The organism is Neptuniibacter sp. 1_MG-2023, from assembly GCF_030547185.1.
GTDB lineage: Bacteria > Pseudomonadota > Gammaproteobacteria > Pseudomonadales > Balneatricaceae > Neptuniibacter.
The window spans coordinates 516,001-528,079 of record NZ_JAUOQR010000001.1; the positions used below are offsets into that span (position 1 = coordinate 516,001).

General features: G+C 41.6%; 11 protein-coding genes. 9 read left to right on the plus strand and 2 right to left on the minus strand.

Translation table 11 applies throughout. The annotated features are described in order from the left end of the window. Window positions 1-372: 372 nt before the first annotated feature. Window positions 373-1,140: an SDR family oxidoreductase gene (locus Q4492_RS02400; RefSeq protein WP_303415643.1), complete on the plus strand. Its 768-nt coding sequence runs from the start codon at window positions 373-375 to the stop codon at window positions 1,138-1,140. 133 nt (window positions 1,141-1,273) lie between these two features. Here Q4492_RS02400 and Q4492_RS02405 read toward each other — a convergent pair whose 3' ends face one another. Then, window positions 1,274-3,196: a PhoX family phosphatase gene (locus tag Q4492_RS02405; protein WP_303415644.1), complete on the minus strand. Its 1,923-nt coding sequence runs from the start codon at window positions 3,194-3,196 to the stop codon at window positions 1,274-1,276. Window positions 3,197-3,551: 355 nt separating this feature from the next. Between Q4492_RS02405 and Q4492_RS02410 the strand changes: the two genes are divergently transcribed. From Q4492_RS02410 to Q4492_RS02430, 5 genes are all read left to right on the plus strand, one after another. Next, window positions 3,552-5,723 carry an esterase-like activity of phytase family protein gene (locus Q4492_RS02410; protein ID WP_303415645.1) on the plus strand — a complete coding sequence of 724 codons (2,172 nt, stop codon included), beginning with the start codon at window positions 3,552-3,554 and terminating at the stop codon, window positions 5,721-5,723. A 217-nt stretch (window positions 5,724-5,940) separates the two neighbouring features. Beyond that, on the plus strand, window positions 5,941-6,609 hold the full coding sequence (locus Q4492_RS02415) for a DUF2057 domain-containing protein (protein WP_303415646.1): 669 nt from the start codon (window positions 5,941-5,943) through the stop codon (window positions 6,607-6,609). 43 nt (window positions 6,610-6,652) lie between these two features. After that, entirely contained in the window at window positions 6,653-7,609 is a 957-nt protein-coding gene (locus Q4492_RS02420) for a porin (RefSeq protein WP_303415647.1), read from the plus strand. 200 nt (window positions 7,610-7,809) lie between these two features. Beyond that, window positions 7,810-9,204: an MFS transporter gene (locus tag Q4492_RS02425; RefSeq protein WP_303415648.1), complete on the plus strand. Its 1,395-nt coding sequence runs from the start codon at window positions 7,810-7,812 to the stop codon at window positions 9,202-9,204. Window positions 9,205-9,277: 73 nt separating this feature from the next. Then, window positions 9,278-9,499, plus strand: a complete 222-nt coding sequence (locus tag Q4492_RS02430; RefSeq protein WP_067868706.1) for a hypothetical protein — start codon at window positions 9,278-9,280, stop codon at window positions 9,497-9,499. Between the two features lie 21 nt (window positions 9,500-9,520). On the opposite strand, the gene Q4492_RS02435 is transcribed toward Q4492_RS02430, so the two are convergent. After that, complete coding sequence (locus tag Q4492_RS02435) at window positions 9,521-10,003, minus strand: YajQ family cyclic di-GMP-binding protein (RefSeq protein WP_303415649.1); 483 nt, start codon at window positions 10,001-10,003, stop codon at window positions 9,521-9,523. A 150-nt stretch (window positions 10,004-10,153) separates the two neighbouring features. On the opposite strand from Q4492_RS02435, the gene Q4492_RS02440 reads away from it, so the two are divergent. From Q4492_RS02440 to Q4492_RS02450, 3 genes are all read left to right on the plus strand, one after another. Continuing rightward, on the plus strand, window positions 10,154-11,044 hold the full coding sequence (locus tag Q4492_RS02440; RefSeq protein ID WP_303415650.1) for a 2-dehydropantoate 2-reductase: 891 nt from the start codon (window positions 10,154-10,156) through the stop codon (window positions 11,042-11,044). A gap of 145 nt (window positions 11,045-11,189) precedes the next feature. Then, the gene (locus Q4492_RS02445) at window positions 11,190-11,765 is read left to right on the plus strand and encodes a cob(I)yrinic acid a,c-diamide adenosyltransferase (protein ID WP_303415651.1); all 576 of its coding nucleotides are present in this window, start codon (window positions 11,190-11,192) and stop codon (window positions 11,763-11,765) included. A gap of 12 nt (window positions 11,766-11,777) precedes the next feature. Continuing rightward, complete coding sequence (locus tag Q4492_RS02450; protein WP_303415652.1) at window positions 11,778-12,068, plus strand: hypothetical protein; 291 nt, start codon at window positions 11,778-11,780, stop codon at window positions 12,066-12,068. Window positions 12,069-12,079 lie beyond the last annotated feature (11 nt).

The following is a 12,079-nucleotide window of genomic DNA, read 5'->3' on the forward strand; positions in this document are numbered from 1 at the left end:
AGTGGGGAAAATTAAGACAACGTCAGCGGTGATATGCCTTATTTCTATGGGCACAAGCCTGCTTTTTCAAGCCTTATCAGCATTTAAAATCATAAAGTTTTGTTAAGCCATGAAATATTCATAAATAAAAAACAGCATTAGTACGAAAGTACAAAGTTACACCGCAGTGCGGTATTTAAAAGAAAAAACAGACACTTAGCAGATGCGTAATCGCTCAAAAATACACAGTCAAAAGTATATAAAACTTATTGATAGATGAATCATACAGGCTAAATGTGGACATTTTTGCAAAAGCGTTATAAGTTTAAATTCTGCACAATGACGCAATGCACAATAACATTCAGAGTCAAACCGAAGTAAGGGTAATCCTCAATGGAACTCAAAGATAAAGTAATTGTTGTAACCGGCGGTGGCCGTGGTCTTGGTCGCGCGATGGCGCTTGAACTAGCTTCTCAAGGTGCCAAATTGGCATTAATTGATCTTAGCCAAGAAGACTTAGACACAACTGTAGGCCTTTGCATGGAAGAAGGTGTTGAAGCTCGTGCTTACATTTGCAATGTTGCAAAAGAAGACGAAGTTGAAGCAACATTCGCTAAAGTAGTAGCAGATTTCGGCTCTCTCAACGGTTTAGTAAACAATGCGGGTATTACCCGTGATGGCCTATTCCTAAAAGTTGATCGTGAAACAGGTAAAGTTGCTAAGAAGATGTCTATGGATCAGTGGAACCTGGTTATAGATGTAAACCTTACAGGTACTTTCCTATGTGCACGTGAAGCCGCTGCTCAGATGATCGATTTAGGTGTTGAAGGCTGTATCATCAATATCTCTTCAATATCGCGTTCAGGTAATATGGGCCAGACTAACTACACGGCAACAAAAGCTGGCGCACAAGCTATGGCTGTTACGTGGGCTAAAGAACTTGCCCGCTATAAGATTCGTGCTGCATCAATTGCACCAGGCTACATCGGTACTGAGATGGTAATGAGCATGAAGCCTGAAGCACTTGAAAAAATCGCTGCCGGCATTCCAGCTAAACGTCTAGGTAAACCAGAAGAGATCGCTAAAACAGTTACTTTCATTTTTGAAAATGACTACGTTAGCGGCCGCTGCTTTGAAGTTGATGGCGGTCTACGCATCTAATTCCGAGCAATTAGAACAAAAAAAACCGGCTATTGCCGGTTTTTTTATACCTAATTTTTAAGGTAAACCATTTAACTTTTACAAAAAAAGAGCCTTTCGGCCCTTTTTATTAACAGTAATTTTAGAAGCCTAATTAAGCGCCAATCACCCCGCCATCATCACGGGTAATAACAACAACAGTTGAACGCGGTTTACTCATTCCACCTTCTGGAAAATGCGAACCTTTCAACTTCTCACCTGGATGCTGGATACCAACAAACATAGTTTTATAATCAGGTGTAAATGTTAACCCTGTCACTTCTGCTGCAACGGGGCCGGTTAGGAACCGGTGCACTTCACCGGTCTCTGGATCACCGCATAACATTTGGTTATTGCCCATACCTGCAAAGTCATCTTTATTGGAGTATTTACCATCGGTCATAATCCATAAACGACCACTTTCATCAAAACCCAAGCCATCAGGGCTATTGAACATATTGTCTGGGTTAATATTATTACTACCCGCCAACAAACCGCTTGAGTGCAATGTTGGGTTACCCGCTATCAGGTATAAATCCCAATTAAACGCAGACTGAGTATGATCGCCATTCATTGGACTCCAACGAACAATCTGCCCATATTTATTATCTTCGCGAGGATTCGGACCACCTACAGGTTGGTTATCCTTTTTACCACGGTTCTTATTATTGGTAAGCGTGCAAAAAGCGGTTTGCTTATTAGGATGCACTGCTACCCATTCAGGACGATCCATGGTTGTTGCACCCACTTGAGTGGCGGCTAAACGGGTATGAATCAATACTTCAGCTTGGCTGTTAAAGCCATTCTCTGGTGTTAACCCATTTTTACCGAAAGTAAGCTCTATCCACTGACCTTTACCTTTTAACTCGCCATCAGCTGCCATAAATTTAGCAACATATAGAGTACCCTCTTCAAGTAGACGACGGTTATGCGGATTATTGTTGGCTATATATTTGTCTTTAGAAACAAATTTATACAGATGCTCACCGCGCTCGTCATCACCTAAATAAACAACCACATGGCCGCTGCTGTCGATCATTAGCGCCGCATTTTCATGTTTGAAGCGTCCCAAAGCCGTACGCTTTTGTGGTTTAGACGTTGGATCCATTGGGTCAATCTCTACAACCCAGCCGTGACGATTTGGCTCATTCGGATTTTGAGACAAATCAAAGCGCTCATCATGCTTGCTCCACTGATAGGTTTTATCAGCAGATTTAATACCGTAGCGTTGCTGCTCAGCAGGCACTGCATAAGCGTCATCATTGGAACCAAAGTACTTATGAAAATTTTCTTCACAAGTGAGATATGTTCCCCATGGAGTCTGCCCATTAGCACAGTTATTAAATGTGCCAAGAACCTCCACGCCGGATGGATCCGCAGCGGTTTTTAGCAACTCATCACCCGCAGCAGGGCCAGTAATCTGCATAGGCGTATTTGCTGTGATACGACGATTCAACTTACCTGCGCGATCAACACTCCAGCCCTTTCCATTAGAAGTAATCTCAAAGATAGAGACCCCATGGGCGTTTTGCGCTTTTAAAACATCATCCGCAGTAATTGCTTTACCTTGATGATCATATAAATACTCAACATTAGTGTATTCATTATTGACCGCCATCACCGCGCGGTCATTAGAGAGAGGGAATAAACTCATACCATCGGTATTATCGCCAAACTGCAATGCCTGACTTGCCGCCGGAGCCTTGCCTGACGGATCAAATTCAGGAGCATTGTCAAAAAGAGGATCACCCCAGGATATTAAATTAGTGACTTTATAGCCTTCAGGTACAACAACAGAATCAGCAGTACTTGCCGGTACAGGTTTAAAACCGATCAGTTTACTCTTAACTGAAGCAGACATTGCCGCCTGAACCGATTGGGCAATGGGCGACATACCAATAAAAGCACCTATACCCAGCGCTCCCATTCCCGCCATAAAACCACGACGACTAACAGCTTTGTCAGTCATGCGTGTAAATTCAGAATCTTGCTCTTGATTCAAATTACTACATAGATCATGTGAATTGTCGTAACCCATTTTACTCACCTATTGAAATTAAAAGGAGCGGCTCAAAATTAAATTTTCTTCTATAAACACAGCAACTAAAGAGTTTTTAAACTGCTTAATCGAAGTGATGCAAGATAGAAGGTATGAGTGACAAAACCATGACAAATAGAGGAACAAAACAGATGAAATAAAAGTTTAATTAATTTTTAACATAAGCCAAAAATAGCCAGGCTATACACAATATATCCATATATTTCATATAGATAGATCGACACAAAAACCAATAATCCGATAAAAGCAGTTAACCTTTCACGCAACCGTCACAATAGATCCATAGGATCCCGCCTCAATTCATTATTGAGTAGCCTATAGGAGTCGACACCCGATGTTTAACCACCCAGGTAAACACACCCTAATTGCATTAGCGCTAGCCTCTGCTGCAATGACAACCCATGCAGACACGTTCAACCGAATCGCCACTTTTGCAAACATTCACAACCTACCTGCAGGTTCTGACGTTGCCACAGAGACATCAGCAGAAATTATTGCTGCAACACAAGATGGAAACTCACTTGTGTACTCTGATAGTCCTTTAGGTGGTTTAGGCTTTATTGATATCAAAAATGCATCAATGCCTAAACCGGGTGGTTTTGTTTCTCTTAATGGAGAACCTACATCGGTTGCAGTTACAGCAACGACGGTTCTTGCTGGCGTCAACACATCAGAGAGCTATATCAAACCCAGCGGCAAGCTAGTATCTCTAAGCTTAAACGACCATAAGATCATCGCAAGCTGTGATCTCGGCGGTCAGCCAGACTCTGTAGCAGTCTCAAAAGATGAGAAATATGTTGCTATTGCCATCGAAAATGAACGCGATGAAGATCTAAATGATGGCGCTCTGCCACAACTGCCTGCAGGCTTCCTTACTATTTATCCGTTAGAAAACGGCAACCCCGTTTGCAGCAAGATGAAAAAAGTAAATATGACAGGTATGGCGACTATAGGCGCTGACGATCCTGAGCCAGAATTTGTTGATTTCAACGAAAACAATGAAATCGTGGTCACTTTACAAGAGAACAACCACATCGCCATTGTTAATGCGGAAACAGGCAAAGTAATTAATCATTTTTCAGCAGGCTCTGCTGAGTTAACAATGATCGATACGAAGAAAGACAAAGCCTTTGATTTTTCCCAATCACAAACTCGCCTACGTGAACCCGATTCGGTTAAGTGGATCGATAATGATCGCTTCGTTACTGCTAACGAAGGTGATTTCCAAGGCGGCGCACGTGGGTTCACTATTTTCCACAAAAATGGAGAAGTCATCTATGAATCAGGGTCTGACTTCGAACACAAAGTGATTGCAACTGGACACTATCCAGATAAACGTTCTGGCAAAAAAGGTAATGAACCAGAAGGTGTTGCAATAGGCAAATTTGGTAAAGAGACTTACATCTTCATCTTATCTGAACGCGCATCACTAATCGGCGTATACCGTGATACAGGCAAAGCCCCTGAATTTATTCAGATGCTCCCTTCAGGTATTGCACCTGAATCAGCAGTTACCATCCCAGGCCGCAATCTGTTAATCAGTGCCAATGAAAAGGATTTGATTGAAGATAAAGGTCCGCGTGCCCACGTTATGATTTATGAGCTAAGTGATAAAACTGCGGCTTACCCACAAATTATGTCTCAGCATGATGATAAAGGTATGCCTATCGGCTGGGGTGCACTGTCAGGCCTAGCTGCTGATCCGAAAAAAGCGGGTCATCTATTTGCAGTAAACGATAGCTTTTATGCAAACCAACCAACTATTTTCAGTATTGATGCAACACACAAGCCTGCCATCATAACTGAAGCTTTAAAAGTCACTCGTAATGGCAAACCTGCAGAAAAGCTAGACCTAGAAGGGATCTCTATTGATGGCGATAATGGCTTCTGGCTAGCCTCTGAAGGTAACGCTAAGAAAAAAGTTCCTCATGCTATCTATCATGTCGATACTAAAGGCGAAATTGATCAAACAATCGATTTTCCTAAAAGCCTTTTAGCACATCAAAAACGTTTCGGCGCTGAAGGTATCACGCAGGTCGGTGACACTTTATGGATTGCTATCCAGAGAGAATGGGCTGACGATCCTAAAGGGTTGGTAAAACTACTTTCTTATGATCTAAAAACAAAACAATGGGGTGCAGTGCACTATCCTCTAGAAAAAGCCCAAACAGGTTGGGTTGGACTATCAGAGGTCACTGCCTACAACGATTCGCTCTATATTATCGAACGTGATAACCAACTAGACGAAAATGCCAAAATAAAGCAGCTATACAAGGTTAGTCTTGACGACCTAAAACCTGCTCCGATTGGCAGCACCTTACCTGTAGTGAAGAAAGAGCTCGTAAAAAACTTCATCCCAAATCTGAAATCACTTAACGGCTACGTTACCGATAAAATTGAAGGCTTTGCCATTGATGCTTCGGGTCACGCTTACGCTGTAACTGACAATGATGGTGTAGATGACAGCTCAGGTGAGACTCTATTTTTCTCTGCTGGAAAATTATAACTCCCACGCTTGAAACGACATCTCTTAAGGTAAACCAACCTTAGGAGATGTCTTCCTCATTTATATACCTATAAAACAAGCAATATCCCATCTATTTAAAAGTTTAAAAAAAACGTAACAAAAATAAACAAAAATGAAACCAAATTGAAATAAACAATAACTATTATTGCGCTGCAAAATAAATCATTAAACATAGAAAAAAACCAAGGACATAAAATTGTTTTCATTAAGCCCCCTAAAAGCATCTATATTATTTCTGGCAACATTATTTTCATCTTCATTTGTTTTTGCCGAAAACACACTAAACATTTCCGACGGGGTTAATTTACTTGCAATCAATGGTAAAGAAGCTAAATCATCTGGTTTTTTTAATGACAGTAGTTCTTATAATCTTCCTAATGGAACAAACCAGATCGTTGTTAGTTATACCGCTGAAATAAAAAACGGAAGCGAATATGAACTTGAATATAGCAACGCTTTTGTTCTTTTATTTGATCAAAAAGATGAACAGTTACTTCTAGCGACCCCAGAAATAAAAAAGATAAAAGATATCAAAGCATTAGAAGAAAAAGGAAACTGGATACTAACCGCTAAAAGTGGACAGCCCGTCGATTACAAAGTCTCTTTAATCAAAAATGATGGTTTTCAATTAAGTAGAGATTACGAACGGGAATTAGAAGATTTTAATAAAACAGATGCCGCAGCAGCACTGCCTAATAAACCTTTATTCAACCCAAATCAATTAACCAAAAACAATACGGCAAAAGCGAAAAATAATAATACTAATGCCAAGGAAAACATGCCTGCTCAGATGCTTATATTTTGGTACAACCAGGCAGACGAAGAAACAAAACAATCTTTCAAAAAATTAATTAACAACCATTAATTAACAATTAATTATTTATTTAAAACTCTTGGAGAGTATTGAAATGAAAAAGCTGATTCTGGCTTCCGCTATTGCCGCTCTTGCAGCAAACTCTGCTACTGCAGCGACTATTTATGAAGATAAAGGTCTAACTTTCAAAATTAAAGGTGACTGGCAGGTTCAGCTACGTGATAACGCTAGCAAAACCAAAGACGCTGAAGTTGAATTTGATGATTTAGAGATCAAAAACTCTATCATTTACGATCTAGGAAACGGCCTTTCTGCATACGGTCAATTAGATTTCGGCTTTAAAAAAGCAGCTGAAGACGATATCGATGGCGATCAGTTAGAAGAAGCTTACTTAGGTCTTAAATCTCACGGCTACTCTGTTCAAGTTGGTAAAATGGACAATGCTGCCGATGACTTTGGTGTTGAAAACGCAATTGAAAACGATCTAGGTGATGACGTTTTTGATGAGTTCGGTTCTGTAGATGGCGACGACGTTATCCGTTTTGATGCTGATTTTGATGTAGCACACGTAGCGATCTCTCACGAGCTTGAAGCTGATGGCGAAAAAAGTGCTAACGGCGAATCAACTGAAATATACGTTGAAGGCGGTTTTGACGCGATTACTCTAGGCGCGGCATACCAGACTCTTAAAGCGACACCTACATCCTCTTCTGTAGATGTATGGGGTGTAAGCGCATCTTTTGACGCCGGCTTCGCTGAGTTTGGTGTTGACTACGGTGTATCTGATCAAGGTGGATCAAACAACGATGTTGCGATGACAAACCTTGTAGCAACATTCAAAGCATCAAAAACCACAAAAATCGCTGTAGGTTATGTTGACCATGACTACGATGCAGCTAACAGTGATGAAGATGCTATCTACGCTAACGTTGTGTACAAATTCCCTGCACAGAAAAACGTTTCTGTATTTGCGGAAATCACTAACCGTGATGATGATGCAGGTACTGATTACGAGCTAGACGTTCTAGCCGGTATGCGTATTAAGTTCTAAGCAGATATAAGGCTTAGGTTTACTTCCCCCCTTCAGTAAATCTACGCTTTTATGAAAAGCCCAACAATCTAGCCGAGTGTTGGGCCTTTTTATTTTTATTCTTCCGCTCATTACTTCTCGATATAAACCTTTTTTGAAACCATTGCCTTGCTAACAGCAGACAGGGACAATAGACGCTTATTCATGGAAGGCGTTTTCAGATGTCATCAGTCGAACCTCAGCCGGTATCTTGGCTTCAGTCCGCAAAAATTTATCTACACCCCCGGGCCATCACACTTCTTTTTTTAGGCTTTTCATCTGGGCTACCCTTATTATTGGTCTTCGGCACACTATCATTTTGGTTAAGAGAAGCGGGTGTTGAACGCAGTGTAATAACTTACTTCTCATGGGTTGGGCTTGCATACGGTATCAAATGGCTCTGGGCTCCTTTAGTAGACTGCCTGCCAATCCCACTTCTTTCACGCTTACTCGGCCGCCGCCGCAGCTGGCTATTTTTGGCTCAAAGCATGTTACTTGCGGGGCTTGCAGGCTTAGCCTTTTCTAATCCTCTAGAGCATCTAGAATTTATGGCATTTATGGCCGTATTAGTTGCTTTTAGCTCAGCAACTCAAGATATTGTTATCGATGCTTACCGTATAGAGTCAGCAGAGGAGCGCCTTCAAGCGGCGATGGCGGCAACTTATATGGCAGGCTACAGAATCGCCATGATTGTCGCGGGCGCAGGAGCCCTCGCCATTGCAGCATGGGTTTCGCCTACACCGGACAGCTATGACCAAGACTCATGGCGGATTGCGTATCTAGCTATGGCCTCTTTGATGCTAATTGGTATTGCAACAACCTTATCGGTATCTGAGCCTCAAGCGATCTCTATTGACGACGAGACCCTTGAACAGAGAAATAAAGTTATTCAATATAGTGAAAAATATGCCCACCTACCGAATATCCTTTCGCGGTTTATCAGCTGGGCTTATGTCGCCGTGGCCTGCCCTTTTATCGACTTTATAAAACGTTACGGAAAACAAGCGATTATCATTTTGGCCCTTATTGGCACCTACCGTATATCTGATGTCATTCTTGGCATTATGGCCAATGTATTTTATGTTGATATGGGATTTACTAAGGGAGAAATAGCACAGATTATAAAAATCTATGGCGTCGTTATGACCATAGTTGGAGCTGGCCTAGGCGGAATACTCGTGAGCCGTTTTGGTGTAATGAAAATCCTATTTTCAGGAGCTTTGATGGTCTCTTTGACTAACCTTCTATTTGCTTGGCTAGCCACTTTAGGCCATAACACAACCGCTTTAACCCTCGTTATATCTTTGGACAACCTCAGCGGAGGTATAGCAACCGCCGCGTTTATTGCTTACCTCTCCAGCTTAACCAATATCCAATACTCTGCGACACAATATGCGCTTTTTAGTTCGGTCATGTTGTTGTTCCCTAAATTTTTAGGGGGATTTTCCGGTGGATTCGTTGATGCCTATGATTATGAATGGTTTTTTATATCTGTTGCTCTTATTGGGCTACCCGTACTTTTACTGATTGTCTTAGCCGCCAAAACTATAAAGCCCACAAATGCAAATGATAATTAATATCATTTACATTTAGAAAATACTGTACTATGCTCAACGCTCTACTTCAGTTCACTTAAACAAGGAGAAGAGCATGACCTACGTAATTGATGCTTGGTTTGAAAGAAGTAACCCTTACCTAAGGGTGATTCATCGCTCTACCGGTATTCCTATCGTGCATTGGCAGGGTAGCTCACTAATGAGAAAGCTAGAGAACGGTAGTATCTGTGTTGAAGACTTTGCCGAAAGCCCCTCTCAAGAATTAGTAAAGGAGCTTTTTTTATTGGATTGTCTTGAGCAAAAGGGAGAGGTGTAAAGCACCTCCCTACTCATCCCTTTAGTCTCGGAAATTATTAAACTGCAAAGGAAGCTCTAAATCGGCTTCACGCAAAAATGCCATGACGGTTTGCAGGTCATCTCGTTTTTTTCCTGTTACCCGGACTTGGTCACCCTGAATTTGAGACTGAACCTTGAGCTTTGCATCTTTAATCATTTTGACAATTTTTTTAGCAAAAGGCTGATCTAAGCCTTGCTTGAGCACAACCTCTTGGCGAGCTCTCATATTGGCTTTTTCTGGGTCTTTAACCTCTAAGCAACGAATGTCAATTTTACGGCCAACCATCTTTGTACGTAGGACATCTAATAATTGCTGTAATTGAAATTCTACTTCTGCATACATAATGACTGAGCTATCGTTTTGCTCAAAGCGAGCGTCGACCCCCTTAAAATCATAACGCATCTGGATTTCACGATTAGACTGATCAACAGCATTGGAAACTTCGTGCATATCCAATTCAGAAACGATATCAAACGATGGCATCTATTAACTCCTCAATTTTTTTCAAATTCTAGCTGACCTGTATTAGCTTTTCACGTCAGAGTAATCATAAAATCTGCAAACAGCGTTAGAATAGACAATAATGATATGGAATTTTGCTCTAATTCCACAGCCCACTTTGATGGAGATATAATGAAACAACCATGGCATATCCTAGGTGCAGGAGCTATTGGGTCATTATGGGCCTGTCATCTTACCGATCTAGGCTTCCCTGTTAGCTTGATTCTGCGCAATCAAACTAAAGTTAATCTGTTTCAGCAACAAAATTCAATTGTACTCGCAGGTCAGCATTATCCAATGACTGCGGAGCTTGCTAGTGCTCCTGAAACGATTAAGCAGCTTCTCATTACGACTAAATCAGTCGATACAGAAAATGCCTTTAAGAGCATTAAAAGCCGTTTAGACCCTCACGCTAAAATCATCGTTTTACAAAATGGCATGGGCAGCCAACAGTGGATTCAGTCACAATGTCCTCATGCAGATGTTGTTTGGGCCTCAACAACCGATGGCGCTTGGCTCAAAACCCCCTTTAATGTACAGCATGCCGGTAGAGGAGTAACACAGATAGGCGCTCCCAACCAAACATATACCTGGGTCGATGACCTAATAAAGGGCGGTTTCCTCAATGTAGTGCAAGATAAGAATATTGCATTAACCTTATGGAGAAAACTCGCCATCAATTGCGCGATTAATCCTCTGACCGCTATCTTTGATTGTAAGAATGGTGAATTAATTAATAACCCTGACTACCTTTCAACCATGGCGGCGATCTGTCGAGAAGTGGAACTCGTTGCACACGCATTTGATATTGATCTTTTTGATGGCCCACTCATTGAGCAAGCTTGTCATGTGGCGGGAATTACTGCTGAAAATTACTCGTCGATGCTACAAGACGTGCGCCAAGGCCGTCAGACAGAAATTGATAGCATAACGGGCTATCTTTGTCGTCAGGCCAAAGCGCGAAGTATCCCTGTCCCCATCAATTTGGCATACCTTAAAAAGGTCCAGAAAGTTCACCGATAGTAAAATTTCACCTCAAAAAGATAAAGTAGCTCAATCGCGGACAACCTTGTAACAATGAACCTAAGCATCGCTTTCTTGTTATGATGATGGAACCCTTTACCCTAAAAATACTCCAATTAAAGTATTCACTAATATAAGGTCCTTCATGTCTAATAGATTGACACGTATCTATACGCGTACAGGTGATCAAGGAACTACTGCGCTAGCCAATGGCAAACGCATTAGTAAAACAGCCCAACGCGTTGAAGTATTAGGTACGGTAGATGAGCTCAATAGCTGTATAGGGCTGATTATTTCAGGCCTAGACTCAGACGATCCTTTACACTCTACTCTAACATTGATTCAACACCAGTTATTTGATTTAGGCGGTGAGATCGCCGTGGCTGATCAAAGCTATACAGTTATTGATCAAACAGAGATAGAATACTTAGAGCATCAGATAGATAAACTTAACGCTGAACTTCCTCCCCTTAAAGAATTTATTCTTCCGGGTGGTTCGGTTTCAGCTTGTTATACCCATTTAGCCCGTAGTATCTGCCGGCGGGCTGAAAGACAAATTACAGCACTATTATTGGATGACGAAGAACAGGTTAATTCAGATGCAGTAGCTTACCTAAACCGTTTATCCGATCTACTTTTTGTGGCAAGTAGAACAATTGTGCTGAGGCAGGGCGGCAAAGAAATCCTCTGGCAACCCAGAGATCAACGTAACCGCCTTTAAAAGGAGTACTTTATGAAAGCAATATATGGTTTTGGTCTACTATTTTTAGCCTCATTTACTTGGGCTGATTGCTCCACCGAGCAAACCTTGTGTGAAACACAATGTGCCGTTGTCCATTTCACAGATGAGGCCGCTGAACTAGGCTGTAAATCCAAATGTGTCGCCAAACGCGCGCTCTGCTCAACGGAATCTGGTGCAAAAACAGCCGTTGACGCTGGAGGCGAGGTAATCGATTCAGGTGTTGAGGTGAGTAAAGATGCTTGGCAAGATACTAAATCTTTCGTTAAAGGTTTAACTGAATAGTTACCTGAGTA